The sequence below is a fragment of the Synechococcus sp. 'PEA 65AY6A-5F PE A' genome (assembly GCF_047462575.1).
Classification (GTDB): Bacteria; Cyanobacteriota; Cyanobacteriia; order Thermostichales; family Thermostichaceae; genus Thermostichus.
Genome location: NZ_JAOALE010000019.1, coordinates 39,361 through 54,944 on the forward strand (window position 1 = coordinate 39,361; position 15,584 = coordinate 54,944).

Genomic DNA, 15,584 nt, shown 5'->3' on the forward strand with positions numbered 1-15,584 from the left:
CAGGGATCGGACCAGTTGATTCTAGACTAAGGCGCTGTTCAAGCCTGCCAACCCCCAACTTTGGGGGGGCCACTAGGGGGCGATGATGAGATCCACGCGGCGGTTTCGCTGTCTCCCTTCCTCCGTATCGTTGTCGGCCACCGGCAGGGTGGGGCCAAAGCCAGAGGTTGTCCAGCTGATGGGGTGGTCTTCCGGCAACAGGTTAGCTAAGTAGTCTTTCACAGCGTTGGCGCGGCGCAGGGAAAGGTCGAGGTTATAGTTCAAGGAACCGATGTTGTCGGTGTGGCCGTTGACTTGAACGCGGGCGCCGGGCATTTCCCGCAAAGATTTGGCCACTTCTGCTAACAGGGAGGCCGCCTCAGGCCGAATCTCGGCCTTGTCGAAGTCGAAGAGCAGATCGCCCGGCAGGCTAATGGTTCGGGTTCCCACCTGAAAAGAGGTAGGGGTCGGCGTTGCGGTGGGGGCAGGGACGCTTGCTCCCTCCGGGGCGATCTCGGCAGTGGTGGCCGATTCTCGCCTCGGCTCAGGGGCCGCTGCTGGGGAAGACAGCCGTTGCAGCCGCGACTCCAGTTCTTCAACGCGGATCAAAAGCTGGATGGCCTGCTGGCGGAGTTCTCGAATCTCCCTTTCCAGATCCGTGGAGCCGCCGTGATTTGGATTCCCCTTTGGTGAATCTGCATCTGGGCTCACCGCTGGGAGACTGGCCTGGGGTGGAGACAGGGTGGGCAGGAGCGGCGGCGTGTTGGCCTGCGGCTGGGGAACTGGCAGCGGTTGGGTCTGAAGCGGCTGCGGGAGCACCATTCCCGCCCAGATGCCGCTGCCGACCAGGAGGATCCCACTCGAGAGATTGAGAAAGACCGTTGCACGTTCCGATGGGCGGGGCATCGCAGGCAAACCTCTGGCTAGATGGGCGCAGGCGAGGAGCGAAAACCGGGCTCAACTCAACGCCTAGAGTCGATCCTATCCGGCGACCGCAGCTTGCCAAGGGGATTAGGGGCTGCTCAGGCTACCCCTTCCCGCCATCCTCGGCAAAAGCCTAGTCGAAGCTGAGACGGCCCCGATAGCGTCCTATGAGGATCAGGCCGTTGACGGGATCCGCACAATCGACCACAAAAGACGGGAAGCGAGGGTTGTCGCTGATAACTTTTACTCGGGATCCTGACAGGCGTTGCAGCCGTTTGACCCACAGCTCGCCATCCCTCTGAAAGACGTAGATGCCCTCACCCCCCAGCTCTTTTTGCCGTTCGACAAAGATCCAGTCGCCATCTTCCAAGGTGGGAGACATGCTGTCCCCTTGCACCCGAATCAAACTGAGCCCATCCGGGTTCCCCTTCAGATGGGCCCGTAGCCAGTTACGCTCAAAAGCTAGCACCGACTCGATGGACTCTTCCCGCACCAGCGCCCCCGCCCCTGCCGAGGCGACCACATCCACCAGAGGCACGTATACATACTCCGTTTTGGCGTCGCCAGCCTCCAGCCGCGGGGATCCCTCCCCCGTAATCAGCCAACTGAGACTCACCCCCCCCACCTGGGCAATTTTCACGGCCTTGTCGATGCCGGGCACGGATCCCTTGAGGTAACTGCGCAAGGCTGTATCGCTAATGCCGGCCCGCCGCCCAAACGCATAAATGGCCTCATCGCCGATCACCTGTCGCAAACGGTCGGCAAAGGAGGAATCAGAGGAGGTGGACATCGGCTTAACGCTACGGGTTGTGTACAACTAAATTTCTACCACTACCTGTTGACAAGTCAACCCTCGTGAGGGGCAGGGGCTTATGCTGGGTTGGAGGGAAGAGGGCAGGGTTTCCAGTAGTAGGATCTGAGAGACTTCACCTGCTCTGGCTTGCTCCCTATGACCGTCTCAGACTGGAAACGCTGGCTGGATCATTTTCTCATTGCCCTGGTCTTTCTGGTGTTTGCCGGGTTTGTCTGGTTTGTCTTCTCGGTAACGGGAGCTTTCATCGGGATCCCGCTGGGCTACAAACTTTGGCTGCGGCTGTGGTTGCCTTTGTTCCAGCCGGCACTGGGGATCCTGATGGCTGGAGCCCTGCTGAGTGGGGTGTGGGGTTGGCTGGAGAAACGCCACTCCCGCAATCGAGACCATCAGCAGAACTAAAGATCGGGCAGCGCCGGGAGGCGGCAGACTGGCTCTATACTGAAAACGTATCTAAATGTTGAGCACCTGAGGCGGTCTGGCGTCGTGTTTGTCTTATCCGGCTACGAGTATTTGCTGGTCTTTCTGATCGTCTGCGCTCTGCTGCCGGTCTTGGCTCTGGGAGCTTCTGCGCTCTTGGCCCCAAAGCGGCGGGGATCCCTGCGCCGCAGCACCTATGAGTCGGGGATGGAGCCGTTTGGCCAGGCCTGGATCCAGTTCAACATCCGCTACTACATGTTCGCCCTGGTCTTCGTGATCTTCGACGTGGAGACCGTGTTCCTCTATCCCTGGGCGGTGGCCTTTCATCGCTTGGGACTGCTGGCCTTTGTGGAGGCCCTGATTTTCATCGCCATCCTTGTGGTGGGCCTTGTGTACGCTTGGAGAAAAGGAGCGCTGGAATGGTCATGACCTCTCAGGAGCCGGAAGTCTTGTTTCCGGCGTCTGCCCCGCAAGTTACCACAGACCTCTCGAACAACGTCGTTCTCACTACGGTTAACGACCTGTACAACTGGGCGAAGATGTCCAGCCTCTGGCCGCTCCTCTACGGCACTGCCTGCTGCTTCATCGAGTTTGCAGCCATGCTGGGCTCCCGCTTCGATTTCGACCGCTTTGGCCTGTTGCCCCGTTCTTCGCCGCGCACGGCTGATTTGATCATCACAGCGGGAACGGTAACCATGAAGATGGCGCCGGCGCTGGTTAAGCTCTACCAACAGATGCCCGAGCCCAAGTACGTCATTGCCATGGGAGCTTGCACCATCAGCGGCGGCATGTTCAGCTCCGATTCCTACACGGCGGTGCGAGGGGTGGACAAGCTGATCCCTGTGGACGTGTACATTCCCGGCTGCCCGCCGCGTCCGGAGGCGATCATGGATGCTATTGTCAAGCTGCGCAAGAAGATCGCCGCCGAAGACATGCGGGAGCGGGGCCGCCTGCAACAAACCCACCGCTACTACACGGTCAAGCACAACCTCAAGCCGGTGCCGGAGATCATCACCGGCAAGTATCTGGAGAGCGAGACCCGCCAAGCTCCTCCACCGGAACTGGCGGCGGCTATTGGCCTGCCGGTGCCTCCGGCCTTGCAGACTGCCGACTTCAAGCAGGCGGAACAGCAGCTCAAAGCTTTGCGGGGAGGGATGTGAGATGACAGAGGACAAAGCCCAGCAAAAGCCGTCCTCGACAGCCGAGCCGACAGAGCCGTTGGCGACGCTGGAACGGGGGCCGGTTTCCCAGTTCCTCGCCGATAACGGCTTTGACCATCAGTACCTGGGCAGAGATGCCGCCGGGGTGGAGCTGCTGGAGGTGGAGCGGGATTTTCTCTTGCCTGTGTGTACTGCCCTCTATGCCTACGGCTTCAATTACCTGGAGTGCCAGTGCGGCTACGACCTGGGGGCAGGGCAACCCCTGGTCAGCCTCTATCACCTGATCAAACTGGCGGACGGGGCAGATCGGCCGCAGGAGGTGCGGGTTCAGGTGAAGCTGCCCCGCCAAGATCCGCGGGTGCCCTCGGTGTACTGGATCTGGAAGTCGGCGGACTGGCAGGAGCGGGAGACCTATGACATGTACGGCATCATCTTTGAGGGACACCCCAACTTGAAGCGGATCTTGATGCCGGAAGACTGGATTGGGTGGCCGCTGCGCAAGGACTATATCACGCCTGACTTCTATGAGTTGCAGGACGCTTACTAGGGGGGATCCCTTAACCGGCTGAGCAGCGTTCGCAGGACGTGAGAGAAATGTGGCCTTTTTTGCTCTTGGCAATCTACGCAGGGGGAGTTTGGTACTCAGCCCGCAAGGCGGATCGCATCTACTCAGGCTCTGGAAAGTGGGCGGTGTCGGCCCTCTGGCCACTGCTGCTCTTGACCAACCGCCAGTTTCGCCAAAATTGGCGTCGTCCCTTGAACAAGTGAGTCTATCCCCATTGGTAAGCCCTTCTAGGCAAGACTTAGGCTTGGGCAATCCGGATTTGCCCTTGTCGCCCTCGCAGGCCGACCGGAGGTTGCCAGAGCTGATCGGCAGCCGCATTCGCGCCCGAGGACCCGTGACCTTTGCCCAGTTCATGGAGTGGGCCCTCTACGAGCCAGGTCTGGGTTACTACGAGCGGGAGCATCTCCCCCTCGGCTGGGACTATCGCACCTCTCCTCACTTGGCGGCGGATTTTGCCCAACTGTTGGCTGAGCAGATCTTCCAGTTCTGGCACATTTTGGGATCCCCTCCCCATTTTGCGGTGATTGAGATGGGGGCGGGCAGCGGGCGCCTGGCCGAAGATTGGCTGGCCTATGTGTGCTCCAATTGGCCCGACTTCTGGCAAGCCCTGGAGTACGGGATCCTCGAGCGCTCTGCTTTTTTGCGGCGGCTACAGCGGGAGCGCTTGGCCGGCTATGGCGAGAAGGTGCGCTGGCTAGAGTGGGACGAGATCCCAGATGGTTCGGTAACCGGCTGTTTTTTTTCCAACGAGCTGGTGGACGCCTTCCCAGTCCATCGGGTGCAGGTGCAGGCGGGGGCCTTGCGAGAAATCTACGTGGATTGGGCGGAGGGGGAGGGCTTCCGAGAAGTGTTAGGGGATCTCTCTACGCCCGCGCTGGAAGCGTACTTTGCCCGCCTGGGGATCCCGATTGCCACCTATCCCTCCGGCTACCAAACGGAGGTCAACCTCAAGGCCCTAGAGTGGCTCCAGCTTCTGGCCCGCAAGCTGCGGCGGGGCTACGTGCTCACCCTTGACTACGGCCACACCGCCCAGCGCTACTACAGCCCCCAGCGCTTCCAGGGCACGCTCCTGGCCTACCGCCAACACGGCACCTACGCGGATCCCTATGTCTGGGTGGGATCCCAAGATCTCACTGCCCACGTGGACTTTACCACCTTGCAGCAGGTGGGGGAGTCTCTGGGGCTCAAGTGCCTGGGCTTCACCCAGCAGAGCTGCTTTTTGGTGAACCTGGGATTGGCGGAAAGGCTGGCCGCCCTCGGCCAAGTTGGCGACGAGGGGGGGGATCTGGGCCAGGTGTTGCAACGGCGACATGCCCTTCACGCTCTGCTGGATCCGCTGGGGTTGGGGAGCTTTGGGGTGTTGCTGCAGGCCAAGGGCTTGAGCGAGGCGGAAGCGGCCCAGCCGCTGCAGGGCTTTGTCGAGCCGGAGCTACACTTATGAACCTCACGTTTTGGGTGGGCCTATCGGCTGCTGCTCTGACCACTGCCAGTTTCTTCCCGCAAGCCTGGAAAACTTGGCATAGCCAAAAGGCGGACGATTTTTCTTGGAGCTACCTGCTGCTGTTTGGGGCAGGGATCCTGATGTGGGATCTGTACGGCCTGTTGCGCCAAGATGCGGTCATCCTGCTTGCCAACACGGTAACCCTGGCGCTGGTGGGAGTGATTATCCTAACCAAACTGAGAACCTCGGCTCGCTAGGGGGAGAGGGGAGTTGCTCTGCATCTGGCCTGGGTTTTAGGCCTTGCTTGCCTAGAACTCCTCCTGACTAAGGGATCCAGGCCAGTGCGCTGCTGCTCAGCGGCAGGCGGCGACGGCTGTTGGGGATCGGCAGCCCATCTTGCAAGTCCACCAGCCACACTTGCCCGCTGCGGATCGCTTGCCCAGTGCGGCTAAAGGGGGCCCAGGGATCCGGGATCTCCTCTTGCAAGGGCTCCAAAAGCGTGTAGGCCAACAGGCGGCCGTCAGGGGAAAGGCTGAAGTCCAGCTCAAAGGGATAGTCGGCCCGCCCCACCTCTACGGTCTTGCCCGCCGGGGCCGCGCCGCCGCTGCCGAACACCACTGCCAGCAAGCGGGGGGACTCGGTGTAGGCCAGAGATGCCAACGCGCCCTCACCAACAAACTCGGCCTCGCTGACCAAGCCGTAAAAGACGGGTGCCCTCGGCGAAAAAGCTCCTTTGGTTACGGATCCCTCGGTAACCCAAATCTCCTCGCTGGTGCCGGTATTGCTGACGATAAAGAGGCTGCGGGTGTAGTCGGGATTGAAGCGCAGCAAAGCCCCGAAAGCCCCATCGGGACGGATGGCCAAGGTTTGGCCGAACTGGGCCAAAAAGCTCTCCGCTGCCGCCCGCGGCTGCAAGGGCACAATCCCCACCCCCTGCCCCTGGGAGATGAGCAGGCTGCTCTCATCAGGGCTGATGAAAAAGTCTCCCCCCAAAGCCGTATCCAGATCCAGCCGCTCAAAGGGATCCCGGCTCCTTTTCTGGATCCACAGTTCCGTCTGGACGGGAGCCAGGGGATCCCGTTGCAGGGGGATCCGCTCCGCTACCACCAGCTCCCCCGTCGGCGAGACCTGGAAGCGCAGGTTTTGGTAGCCCTGGTGGTCCAGCAGCAACCGGGAAGACAGATCCTCCAGATCCAGGCGGTAGAGATCCTGCTGCTGGATGGTGCTGGCGGTGGCAAAGTAGTAGACGAAGCGGCCATCGGCGCTGGGCTGCATCTGGGTAACCTTCAGCCCCGCCGGCGTCAGCAAAGTGGTGGATCCCGTCTCCAGGTTAAAGAGCAACAGCCGCCCCCGTTGGTCTGCTTCCGTGCCGATCCCCAACAACTGCCGATCCGGCGTGCGAAACTCGCCCTCAAAAGGCCGCGCCATGGGCTGGCCCCGCTCATCCACGGCTGCCTGCAGGCGCACCCGGTAGGTCTGGCCGTAGGGGGCCGGCTCTGTCAGCGTCCAAAAAAAGCGGCGGCCCAGCTTGCGCATCCGGCCCGGCAGAGGCGGCTGGATCTCCAGGTTGGCCGCAACGCTGTCCGCATCCATAGGGCGGTTGAAGGTCAGCACCATCTGCAGTTCCTGGGATCCCACCCGCTGCTGTTGCCAGTTAAAGTCCCGCACATAGGGGGCCGTGTGGTTGCCCAGCAAAAGTAAGATCACCCCAACCGCCAAGTTGCAGAGGGTGATCCCGGCCACCCAGCGATCCAGGGGCTGGGTCAGCCCTCGCTGCAGAGCTGCATAGAAGCGACGTGCCGGCCAGGCAGACATCCGAGTCGTACAGTTTTCGACCTCTCAAACCAGATTAAGACACTTCCCAGGCACTCCGCGCCACTGCCCTCACCTCCAACCCCTCTCCCAGAGGGAGAGGGGAGTTGGGATTGGTCGGGAACGGGAAAACGGCTCTACTGCAGCATGACGAATAGAAAGTCTTCCAACGCCGTCAGGAAGGTCAGCACCTCGTCAGTTGCCTGTTCTTCCGTCAGGGATCCCAACTCGACGACCCGCTGAATCAGCTTTGCCACCGGAGTTGGCCCCTGCAGCAGCGGGGCCAGCCATTTCACCTTCTCGGCAGGGATGCGGATCCGCCCGTGGGTGGCCCCTGTCCACTGCATTTCGTAGGTGCAGTTCTCTTGCAGGGCCTTGTTGTACTCCTGGTGGAAGCGAGCGTTGTCCATCAGCAGGGGGTTGAATTGCACGGATCCCGCCAACCAATCTGCATCCGTCCAAGGTAGCACCAGGGAAGAGCCGGCGTGCTCGGCCCAAAAGTCGATGAGGCGATGGGCAGGCCGGATCAGCTCGTAGAGGTGCAGCCGCTCCATGACGCTGAGGGTTTCCAGCCGTTGCCGCACAAACTCCGGCACTTGCTTAAAGAGAGACTCCAGCGACCAGTCGGGCATATCCACCAGGCTTAAAAAGCCCAACCCCGCCTGCTGCAACATGCCAAACACCTCGGGGATCGTGAATCCCTTGTCGTTGGAGAGCAGATAGTTGTTCATGATGGCGGCATCTTCGGTATAGCTGGCCGGGTTCCACAGCACCGCCTTGGCCACCTCTTCCTGCAGGGATCCCATGAACTCCCGCACATGTTGCGCCCCCACCGCCGGCGGGACGTCGAATTGCCCCACCTTTTGCAAAGCTGCCTGCAGGCGGAGAAACACCTGGCGTTGGCGGCGGCTGTGGAGATTGGCGCGAATGATGCCCTCGGGCTTGAGGACTTTTTTCATCGCCCGCAAGCCCTCAGTGGGATCCGCCAACAAATACAAAACATCGTTCAGGCTGATGAAATCGAACTGGATCCCCAGGCGATCCAGCTCCAGCACGTTGAGGACGTAGCACTGGACATCGGTGAAGCCGTGGTGCCGCAGGCGTTCCTCGGTGAGCTTGACCGAAGCCGGCGACAGATCACAGGCCACGATCTGGGCGCCCGGATTGGCCTCCGCCATCATCAGCGTCTCCCAGCCGGAGCCACAGCCGGCGTTGAGCATCACCTTGCCCTCGGACGGGACGAGGGCGTGGGTGCGTAGGTACTGGGCGGTGGTATAGCTCATCTTGAACATCTCCCCCAGGGCATTGCGGGCCGACTGCGAGAGGGGCACGTTGGGGTAGGGCAGAGCCTCGTAGAGGCTGAGGGCCCGGTCTGCAGCCGAGAGGGCGGATCTGGTCATACGCAGAGGAAAAGCTCAACAGAGAGCGAGAGAGCAGTCGATGCAAAGGCAGGATGAATTTATGATTGAGTGTAGCCGTTGAGGGATCCGCTCAGAACTGGCTATGACTGCTGCTGCTTTGCCCCGTCGCCGCTCCCGTTTCTCCCTGGCAGGCACCCTGGCCGCCGTGGGCGGGGCGCTGCTGTGCGGGATCCTGGTGGTGCGGCTGCAGGTGCCGATGCTGGAGCGGATCAACCTAGAGGCCCTGGAAAATGCCGAGGCCCGCAAAAACCGCAACATCGCCCTGGCCACCACCCTGGGCTGGCTGGGCTACCGCAACCTGGGCGCCTCCTGGCTGTGGCTGGAGCTGATCCAGTACTACGGCGACGCCCCTGCTCGTGCCCAAACCGGCTACGGCCTCGCCTACGAGTACTTCGACCACATGCTGCGACTGGATCCCAACTTTTTCTTGGGCTACCGGCTGTCTAGCTTGGTGTTGGCCTATCGGGCCGGCCAGCCGGAAAAAGCTGTCGAGATTTTGGATCGCGGCCTGCAGCAGTTTAACCCCCAAAACAATCCCGACGCCTGGCGGCTCTACGTGGATCGCGCCTTGATCAACTTCATGTTTTTGGGGGATGCGGAAGCGGGCCGCCGCGACTACTACCAAGCTGCCGCCTGGCGGGAACAGGTGGGCCTGCCCGGCGACGACTTTCGCCAACTGGGGGACAACATCGCCCGCAGCCCCCTCAGCCGCCGTTCCCGCTTCGATGTCTGGCTGAGCGTGTTCAATGCCACCAGCGACCGGGATACCCGCCAGTTTGTTCTGGAACAACTGACCCAATTGGGGACGGTGCTGCGGACGCTGCCCACCGGCGAGATCGAGATTCTCCCACCTCCTCTGCCCGATTTTCCCGAGGAAGAGCCCTACCGCTTGCGCCTGTAATTCCAATCCCCTAACTGGGCAAAGATTGCGCTCTAGGGCTGTGACGTTGCCCCAAGAGGTGAGCTAAACTCTAACCCAAATTGTCATCCTGGAAGCCGTCTTCTTCACAGGACCGATCCCTGCGTCAGAGAATCTGCTCTCTCTGGCGCAAGCGAAGTGTTGCTCCGGCTGCCTCTCCTCGAAGAAGGGGCGGCTATCGTTCTTGCTTCCGGTTCGTGAAGACGCTCCAGGCTTTCGGTAAGTTCCCGCAGCTTCCCCATTTCTTATTATTTCTTAACTTTTGTTGTTCTGCACAATAGGAGTGATCCCCATGGCCTCAAGAACTTCTCTCCTGATGATGGCGGCTGTCCTTTCGGGCAGTTGGTTTGTCCTCCCTGCAGCGGCCCAATCTTCTGGGACAGCGCGAGTACGGTCGGTGGTGGATGGGGACACCTTTTGGGCAGACTTGAACGGCAGGCCAACCCGTTTTCGTCTTGCCTATGTGGATGCCCCAGAGCTGACGCAAGGGCGCTGGGGGCGGCTCTCGCAGGAAGCTTTGCAAAGCCTGCTGCCGCCGGGATCCCTGGTGCAGGTGGATACTCTCTACGTCACGCCAGAAGGGCTGCACATTGCCCAGGTGTACAACGCCGAGGGTTTGGTGAATTTGGAGATGTTGCGCCAGGGGCAGGCGGTGGTTTATGAGCGCTTTTTGTACGGGGCCAACCGGGAGCGCTACTTGGAAGCTCAAGAATTGGCCCAGGCGGCGCGACGAGGTTTTTGGCAGCAACGCAATCCGGTGATGCCCTGGGAGTTTCGGGAGACAGCCGCGCAAACCTCAGCCTTTGCGGGATCCAACGTTTTGGACGGCTCCTTCCTGCGGGAAAACCCGGCAGCGGCTGCGGGCGTGGGCATTGCCACCGCGGTGGTGATGGTGGGCTTGAGCAAGCTGCTGTGGAGAAAGCCCAGCCGGCAGAGGGTGAGCATCCGCCAGATGGAGCGGGATCTCAAACAACTGCAGCGCAGCCTGGCCACAACGCTGGCCAGCCGCAAGCAACTGGAACGGCAGTACGATCAACTGCTGCAAAAGGCCGAGGATTGGTTTGTCAGAGCCCAAAAGGCCAGCCAACATGACCAGGACGAGCTGGCGCGCCAGGCTTTGGTGCAGCGGAACCAACACATGAGTGCTGCAGAGGCGGTTCGCAAATCTTTGGATGAAGTTGAAGCGCAGGCGGCAACCCTCCGCGAAGGCATTTCTCGCCTGGAAAGCCAGATCGCGCTGGCCAAGCTGGAACGGGAGATGAACAACTAAGCCTGGGGCGGCGGCTTAAGATGGGGGAGCATCTACCTAGTGAGCCAACTGGCAATGGCGATGAAGGCAAGAGTATCCCCTCTTTTAGCTGCCCTGCTGTTGGTGCTGCTTTGGCTTGGGATCCCCCTTGGATCTGAGTCAGCGAATGGGGCAGCGGCGGCGAGTGCCAAGATCGATCCTGAGATTGACCGGCTGTTTGAGGAAGCCTTTGCTGCCACCAACCGGGGAGATTTTGCCCGGGCAGAGGCCTTTTGGAGCCAATTGTTGCAGCGCCAGCCCGACAACCCGGCCCTGTGGAGCAACCGAGGCAACGCCCGCGTCAGCCAGAACCGCTTGCAGGAGGCTTTGGAGGACTATGCTGAGGCCATTCGCCTGGCTCCCAACGCACCAGATCCCTATCTAAATCGGGGGACGGCTTTGGAGGGGCTAGGGCGCTGGCAGGAGGCCATTGCCGATTACGAGCGGGTGTTGCAGTTGGATCCCAACGATGCGGCAGCCTACAACAACCGGGGCAATGCCGAGGCAGCGCTGGGAGAGTGGCAGCAGGCCCTGGCCGATTACCGTCGCGCCACGGAGCTGGCTCCTGACTACGCCTTTGCCCAGGCCAACTACGCCCTCTGCCTTTATCAGGTGGGAGAAACGGAAGCTGCCTTGCGCCTGATGCGGGCTTTGGTGCGCAAGTACCCGAAGTTCCCGGATATGCGGGCTGCCCTCAGCGCTGTTCTTTGGGTGCAAGGCCGGCAGGGAGAAGCAGAAAGCCAATGGGTGGCTGTGCAAGGGCTGGATCCCCGCTATGCCGACCTGGAGTGGGTGAAAACCGTCCGTCGTTGGCCACCGGCGATGGTGGCAGCCCTGGAGCGCTTCCTTTCTCTGCGTTGAAGAGCTGTCAGCAGACTCCCCTGCAACTCTGGATCGCAGCAATTCTTAATCTCATCTCAATTGAGAGGAGACATCGATCCTAGAAAGGAAAAGCCCCCACGACTCCCTCAAAAGAGGAAACGGGGCGGGCGCAGTGCCTCAGTCTAAATCGAAATAACAACATTGCCATCTTTGAGTTATGGTTTCGGACTTGGCTCTGCGCATTGGCGAAGCGGTTGCTAGTGATCCCCGCAGCCAGAGGCTCAGGTTGCAGCCTGTCTGGGGGGGCGGGGATTGCCTAAATTGGGATCAGGACAACTGAGGATCCCGGCAGCCAGCTCAACCCAAGCCCAAGAGAACGCGAAGGGATCCCGACGGTTTCGATAGACTGTGAGAGGGACAGTGTAAAAAATTGCTTCCTCGAGCTTCCTCCCGCTCTGCTGTGTTTCAGTTCTATCGCGGCGTGTGGTACTGACGTGAGTGCAATGGCCTTTTTCTCTCGCTATTCTTTCCTCTCTCCTGGTTGGAGGAGGGCACTACGAGCTCAGGGGAGCTGGGCAGGGCTGTTGCTCATGGCTCTACAGCTTGGGCAGCCCGCCGTGGCTCAGACAGAGACCCAAGTTTGGAGTGGCACTGGCCAGATCTTGAGCGGTCAGGGGCAAGGGGCCACGGTGCAACTGGTTCTGGAAACCGGTGGCGGACGCATTTGGACGCAGTCGGGGCCGGCGTTGGATGCGCCCTTTTCCGGCGGGCAGATTTCGGTTACCAGCGGCGACGGCACCTGGCAGATCCAACCGCAAGGGGATCAGTTGCTGGTGACCTTTTACCGCGGCGAGCAGATCATCCGCTGGCAACTGCGCCCCGTCGGCGAGGTTCCAGCCTCTTCTCCTCCTGTGCCATCCAGCTCCTTGATCGGCGACACCGCCCAACCGCTGGCTCTGCCTGTGCAAGAGCTGGTCGTTCCCATCCAGAATTTGCCTAACAATCGCTGAGGGATCCCGCGGGCAGGTCTCCCGGTTCAGACATAAGTAAACTACCCGGCTCCGACCGCCCCCCTGCCCCCCGTATACGGGGGGCAGGGGGGCGGGGGGATTGAGGGGGGCTGGTTTACAGCAGCCCCCAAAAGCGCAATTACATTTGCCCCGTTGTAGTCTGCGTCCCCTTCCCAACCACAAGCCGGGTTGACACAACGGAAGCGCTTCCTTTCCCGTTGCCCAATCCACAGGCACTGGTGGCAGGTCTGTGAGCTGTAGGCAGGCGGCACCAACACAACCCGGATCCCTGCTCTTGCTGCCTTGTACTGCACAAACTGCCGCAACTGGTAGAACGCCCAACTATTCGACCGCCGGCGCTCCGTCTTGCTACGCGGCTGTTGGTTGACACGCTCCCGGATCCCGGTCAGGTCTTCCAAGGCAATAAAGCTGTGGGTTGCCTGCACCCTCGACACAATCGCTTTGGAGATGCAGTGATTAACCCAGGTTTGGAAGCGTCTCTCCCGGCCAGACAACCGTTGCAAGAGCTGCCGGCACCGCCGCCGACTAGACCTTGTGCCCTTACTGGCCTTGCGTTGGAGAACCGCTCTCAACCGGGAGTAGTGGTCTCTGACCCGGCTCAACTGCTGTCCACTCCAGTTATCCCCCTCTGAGGTGTGTGCAATATCTGTTCTGCCCAAGTCCACTCCAATCGCCTTGGGGGTGTTCTGGGGCTCCGGCAGGTCATGCTCGACGCAAATCTGGATGTAGTAGGAACCGTCCTGCCGTTTGACCAGGGTGGCCGCTTTTGGGTGGGTGCCGGCCAGCATGCCCCGTTGGTAGTTACCCATGGCCAGCTCAAACCGTTCCTGCCCCTCAACCGTAGTTAGCGATACCGTCCAGTCTTTTTCGCGGAACGAGAAGATGCGGGCATCGTAGGTGACGAAGCCCGCCTTGAACGCCTTGACTGGACGGTTCTTTTGCTTGGCAACCTTGCGCGACCCCGCCACCCGCCTGCATACCTGCCCCGCCAGATTACTGGATAACCCAAAGCGAGCGCGTATCTCGTAATAGCAAAGGGAATGGAGTTTGACTGCGTTAACGACTTTCTCTGGTGTGCTTTGGTTGACCCAGTTCAGTGCCTGCGCAAAGGCGTCCAGAGTCGCATCCAACTTGGCGGCCTGCGCCTCAGACACCTTGAGCTTGCAGGAGATAGTCAGGGTTTGGGTCATACTGTTACTGTACCTTATGGGAACGCATTCCTCCCAGCCCTGACCGGCCCGGCCCCCGGCCCCCCACTCCCCCCGTATACGGAGGGGGTATAGGGGGGCTGGGCGGGGGGATATAGGGGGGTACAGGGCGGGTCTCCTGCGGTTTCTAGATGAAGGGATTAGGGGTGCTCCTGCTTTGCCTGTTGCCAGAGGGCCTCTAACTCCGCGAGGGTGAGTCTTTGGAGAGGGGAGGCTTGGCCGCTGCTAGGCAATGCCGCTTCTGCTGGTTGCCGCGCCAGCTCTTCCAGGCGCAAAAAGCGGCGGGCAAAGCGCAGGTTGGTTTGGGTCAAGGCCTGTGCGGCATCCAGCCCATACCAACGGCCCAAATTGACCAGAGCAAACAGCAGATCCCCCAACTCGGCTTCTTGTCGCGCCGGGTCAGGGGGATCCCGTTCCAGCTCTCGGCACAGTTCGGCCTCTTCCTCGCGCACCTTGGCCCAGATCCCCTCCACCGTCGGCCACTCAAATCCTGCTCCCACCACCTTTTGGGAGATCTTCAGGGCGGCCATCAGGGGGGGCAAACTTTCGGCGTAGTGGAGCAGTTTCTGGCCGAGGGTTTGCTGCGGCTGTTCCTTCTGCTTGATGTCTTCCCAGGAGCGGTGCAACTCAGAAAGGCTGGAACTATCTGACTGCGGAGCCTCCCCAAATACATGGGGGTGACGGCGGATCAGCTTATCGGCAATCCGCGCGGCTACAGTTTCCAGGTCGAAGTGGTTTCGCTCGGCAAAGATCTGGGATTGCAACACCACCTGCAGCAACAGATCCCCCAGCTCTTCGGCAATCGCTGCCGGATCCTCGGCCCGAATGGCCGCCACCGTCTCGTAGGCTTCTTCGAGGATATAGGGAGTGAGCGACTCAGGCGTTTGGGCGCGATCCCAAGGACAGCCGTCGGGGGCGCGCAACTGAGCCACAATTGCCGCCAAGCGGCTGAGGTGCTGTGCAGACGCAGAGCGCTCCAGATAAAGATGGGCAAAAGAGCCTGTGGCCTGCGGATCCCAGCTTTGCAGCGTCAGGGGGCCGCCCACTATCTGCAAGTCTTCTGTGAGCAAGGTCAACGCTTGGACAGGGGCGCAGACCTGCTGTAAAAAACGACGCAGCTCCGCCGGATCCTTCTTCCCGCAACTTTTCAGCAGCAGGGATCCCTGCCCAGCCGCAGACCAGCGGGCCAGATGCTGTTGCCAATCGGGCTCAAGGCTATCCAGCGTTTGGAGCATGGTCGTAGGTGCGGCCCAAATCCAGAAGGCGCCTGAGCTGCTCGAGATCGATGAAACTCAGCTCCAAAAGGATCATCAGCAGCGGCCCCTGCTGGCGATGCTGCAGCTTTTTGGCCAAGCTCAGCTGCGAGCGGTCAATGATGCCCGCTTCCAACAGGTATTCTTCAAGGACAGGAGGGGGAATGGGATCTAGCATAGTCGTTTCACAGCGCTGAGAAGGACAAGTGGGAAAACTGAGAGGATGACAGACTAGTGTAATCATTCTTAACACTCTTACAGAGCTTCCGCAAAGATCTGGCCGGCAACTAAGCCAAGAGGCAGTAAGCCAGGTTTGCCGAGCGCAGCTCCGCCAGGCGATCCCTCCCGTTACCGGGACAGATGGGATCTCTGTATCCAAGAGCACAAAAAATGGATTCAGTGAGGTCAATGTATAATAGCAAGCTCGCTGCCGATTGACAGTGCCCTGATGAGCCGATTCTCTTTCCCCGACGAAAAGTACAGCCTTTTAATTTAAAATAGGGTACAGGTATTCAAGAGGAAGGAGAGAA

Annotated in this window: 18 protein-coding genes; 11 read left to right on the forward strand and 7 right to left on the reverse strand. The window is 60.5% G+C overall.

Features of this window, described 5'->3' with window-relative positions; genetic code table 11:
* Nucleotides 1-72 precede the first annotated feature (72 nt).
* Complete coding sequence (locus tag GG26_RS07970; protein WP_228375265.1) at nt 73-885, reverse strand: OmpA family protein; 813 nt, start codon at nt 883-885, stop codon at nt 73-75.
* A gap of 151 nt (nt 886-1,036) precedes the next feature.
* Nucleotides 1,037-1,693 carry an XRE family transcriptional regulator gene (locus tag GG26_RS07975; RefSeq protein ID WP_011430809.1) on the reverse strand — a complete coding sequence of 219 codons (657 nt, stop codon included), beginning with the start codon at nt 1,691-1,693 and terminating at the stop codon, nt 1,037-1,039.
* 159 nt (nt 1,694-1,852) lie between these two features.
* Here GG26_RS07975 and GG26_RS07980 point away from each other — a divergent pair, with 159 nt between their 5' ends.
* The 7 genes from GG26_RS07980 (at nt 1,853) to GG26_RS08010 (ending at nt 5,557) form a co-directional block, all read left to right on the forward strand.
* Nucleotides 1,853-2,116 carry a hypothetical protein gene (locus GG26_RS07980; protein WP_041438440.1) on the forward strand — a complete coding sequence of 88 codons (264 nt, stop codon included), beginning with the start codon at nt 1,853-1,855 and terminating at the stop codon, nt 2,114-2,116.
* 84 nt (nt 2,117-2,200) lie between these two features.
* The gene (ndhC, locus tag GG26_RS07985) at nt 2,201-2,563 is read left to right on the forward strand and encodes a photosynthetic/respiratory NAD(P)H-quinone oxidoreductase subunit C (protein WP_011430811.1); all 363 of its coding nucleotides are present in this window, start codon (nt 2,201-2,203) and stop codon (nt 2,561-2,563) included.
* Nucleotides 2,554-3,294: an NADH dehydrogenase subunit K gene (locus GG26_RS07990; RefSeq protein WP_414389839.1), complete on the forward strand. Its 741-nt coding sequence runs from the start codon at nt 2,554-2,556 to the stop codon at nt 3,292-3,294. Before ndhC ends, GG26_RS07990 begins: the two co-directional genes overlap by 10 nt.
* 1 nt (nt 3,295) lies before the next feature.
* The gene (locus GG26_RS07995; protein WP_011430813.1) at nt 3,296-3,841 is read left to right on the forward strand and encodes an NAD(P)H-quinone oxidoreductase subunit J; all 546 of its coding nucleotides are present in this window, start codon (nt 3,296-3,298) and stop codon (nt 3,839-3,841) included.
* A gap of 47 nt (nt 3,842-3,888) precedes the next feature.
* Complete coding sequence (locus tag GG26_RS08000; RefSeq protein ID WP_011430814.1) at nt 3,889-4,062, forward strand: hypothetical protein; 174 nt, start codon at nt 3,889-3,891, stop codon at nt 4,060-4,062.
* A gap of 62 nt (nt 4,063-4,124) precedes the next feature.
* Nucleotides 4,125-5,300 carry a class I SAM-dependent methyltransferase gene (locus GG26_RS08005; RefSeq protein ID WP_414389843.1) on the forward strand — a complete coding sequence of 392 codons (1,176 nt, stop codon included), beginning with the start codon at nt 4,125-4,127 and terminating at the stop codon, nt 5,298-5,300.
* Nucleotides 5,297-5,557 (forward strand): SemiSWEET family sugar transporter, encoded by a 261-nt coding sequence (locus tag GG26_RS08010; protein ID WP_041438445.1) that lies wholly within the window; start codon nt 5,297-5,299, stop codon nt 5,555-5,557. The genes GG26_RS08005 and GG26_RS08010 overlap by 4 nt, the downstream gene beginning before the upstream one ends.
* Before the next feature lie 67 nt (nt 5,558-5,624).
* Here the strand turns inward: GG26_RS08010 and GG26_RS08015 are convergent, their stop codons facing one another.
* Complete coding sequence (locus tag GG26_RS08015; protein WP_414389846.1) at nt 5,625-7,115, reverse strand: Ig-like domain-containing protein; 1,491 nt, start codon at nt 7,113-7,115, stop codon at nt 5,625-5,627.
* 134 nt (nt 7,116-7,249) lie between these two features.
* Nucleotides 7,250-8,512: a class I SAM-dependent methyltransferase gene (locus tag GG26_RS08020; RefSeq protein WP_011430820.1), complete on the reverse strand. Its 1,263-nt coding sequence runs from the start codon at nt 8,510-8,512 to the stop codon at nt 7,250-7,252.
* Nucleotides 8,513-8,615: 103 nt separating this feature from the next.
* Between GG26_RS08020 and GG26_RS08025 the strand changes: the two genes are divergently transcribed.
* The 4 genes from GG26_RS08025 to GG26_RS08040 all read left to right on the forward strand — a co-directional run bounded on the left by GG26_RS08025 (nt 8,616) and on the right by GG26_RS08040 (nt 12,572).
* Nucleotides 8,616-9,434 carry a hypothetical protein gene (locus tag GG26_RS08025; RefSeq protein ID WP_011430821.1) on the forward strand — a complete coding sequence of 273 codons (819 nt, stop codon included), beginning with the start codon at nt 8,616-8,618 and terminating at the stop codon, nt 9,432-9,434.
* Between the two features lie 310 nt (nt 9,435-9,744).
* On the forward strand, nt 9,745-10,722 hold the full coding sequence (locus GG26_RS08030) for a PspA/IM30 family protein (RefSeq protein WP_011430822.1): 978 nt from the start codon (nt 9,745-9,747) through the stop codon (nt 10,720-10,722).
* Nucleotides 10,723-10,782: 60 nt separating this feature from the next.
* Nucleotides 10,783-11,601 carry a tetratricopeptide repeat protein gene (locus GG26_RS08035; RefSeq protein WP_011430823.1) on the forward strand — a complete coding sequence of 273 codons (819 nt, stop codon included), beginning with the start codon at nt 10,783-10,785 and terminating at the stop codon, nt 11,599-11,601.
* A 551-nt stretch (nt 11,602-12,152) separates the two neighbouring features.
* The gene (locus tag GG26_RS08040; RefSeq protein ID WP_011430825.1) at nt 12,153-12,572 is read left to right on the forward strand and encodes a hypothetical protein; all 420 of its coding nucleotides are present in this window, start codon (nt 12,153-12,155) and stop codon (nt 12,570-12,572) included.
* A 41-nt stretch (nt 12,573-12,613) separates the two neighbouring features.
* Here the strand turns inward: GG26_RS08040 and GG26_RS08045 are convergent, their stop codons facing one another.
* The 3 genes from GG26_RS08045 to GG26_RS08055 form a co-directional block, all read right to left on the reverse strand.
* Entirely contained in the window at nt 12,614-13,783 is a 1,170-nt protein-coding gene (locus GG26_RS08045) for an RNA-guided endonuclease InsQ/TnpB family protein (RefSeq protein WP_414389850.1), read from the reverse strand.
* Between the two features lie 158 nt (nt 13,784-13,941).
* Nucleotides 13,942-15,036: a nucleoside triphosphate pyrophosphohydrolase gene (gene mazG / locus GG26_RS08050; protein WP_414389853.1), complete on the reverse strand. Its 1,095-nt coding sequence runs from the start codon at nt 15,034-15,036 to the stop codon at nt 13,942-13,944.
* Entirely contained in the window at nt 15,017-15,232 is a 216-nt protein-coding gene (locus tag GG26_RS08055; protein WP_041438447.1) for a DUF2949 domain-containing protein, read from the reverse strand. Before GG26_RS08055 ends, mazG begins: the two co-directional genes overlap by 20 nt.
* Nucleotides 15,233-15,584: the final 352 nt, after the last annotated feature.

Coding starts and splice junctions, on each gene's coding strand:
- GG26_RS07970 (WP_228375265.1), bottom strand. CDS start 885: ATGCCCCGCCCATCGGAACGTGCAACGGTCTTTCTCAATCTCTCGAGT.
- GG26_RS07975 (WP_011430809.1), bottom strand. CDS start 1,693: ATGTCCACCTCCTCTGATTCCTCCTTTGCCGACCGTTTGCGACAGGTG.
- GG26_RS07980 (WP_041438440.1), top strand. CDS start 1,853: ATGACCGTCTCAGACTGGAAACGCTGGCTGGATCATTTTCTCATTGCC.
- GG26_RS07990 (WP_414389839.1), top strand. CDS start 2,554: ATGGTCATGACCTCTCAGGAGCCGGAAGTCTTGTTTCCGGCGTCTGCC.
- GG26_RS07995 (WP_011430813.1), top strand. CDS start 3,296: ATGACAGAGGACAAAGCCCAGCAAAAGCCGTCCTCGACAGCCGAGCCG.
- GG26_RS08000 (WP_011430814.1), top strand. CDS start 3,889: ATGTGGCCTTTTTTGCTCTTGGCAATCTACGCAGGGGGAGTTTGGTAC.
- GG26_RS08010 (WP_041438445.1), top strand. CDS start 5,297: ATGAACCTCACGTTTTGGGTGGGCCTATCGGCTGCTGCTCTGACCACT.
- GG26_RS08015 (WP_414389846.1), bottom strand. CDS start 7,115: ATGTCTGCCTGGCCGGCACGTCGCTTCTATGCAGCTCTGCAGCGAGGG.
- GG26_RS08020 (WP_011430820.1), bottom strand. CDS start 8,512: ATGACCAGATCCGCCCTCTCGGCTGCAGACCGGGCCCTCAGCCTCTAC.
- GG26_RS08025 (WP_011430821.1), top strand. CDS start 8,616: ATGACTGCTGCTGCTTTGCCCCGTCGCCGCTCCCGTTTCTCCCTGGCA.
- GG26_RS08030 (WP_011430822.1), top strand. CDS start 9,745: ATGGCCTCAAGAACTTCTCTCCTGATGATGGCGGCTGTCCTTTCGGGC.
- GG26_RS08035 (WP_011430823.1), top strand. CDS start 10,783: ATGAAGGCAAGAGTATCCCCTCTTTTAGCTGCCCTGCTGTTGGTGCTG.
- GG26_RS08040 (WP_011430825.1), top strand. CDS start 12,153: ATGGCTCTACAGCTTGGGCAGCCCGCCGTGGCTCAGACAGAGACCCAA.
- GG26_RS08045 (WP_414389850.1), bottom strand. CDS start 13,783: ATGACCCAAACCCTGACTATCTCCTGCAAGCTCAAGGTGTCTGAGGCG.
- mazG (WP_414389853.1), bottom strand. CDS start 15,036: ATGCTCCAAACGCTGGATAGCCTTGAGCCCGATTGGCAACAGCATCTG.
- GG26_RS08055 (WP_041438447.1), bottom strand. CDS start 15,232: ATGCTAGATCCCATTCCCCCTCCTGTCCTTGAAGAATACCTGTTGGAA.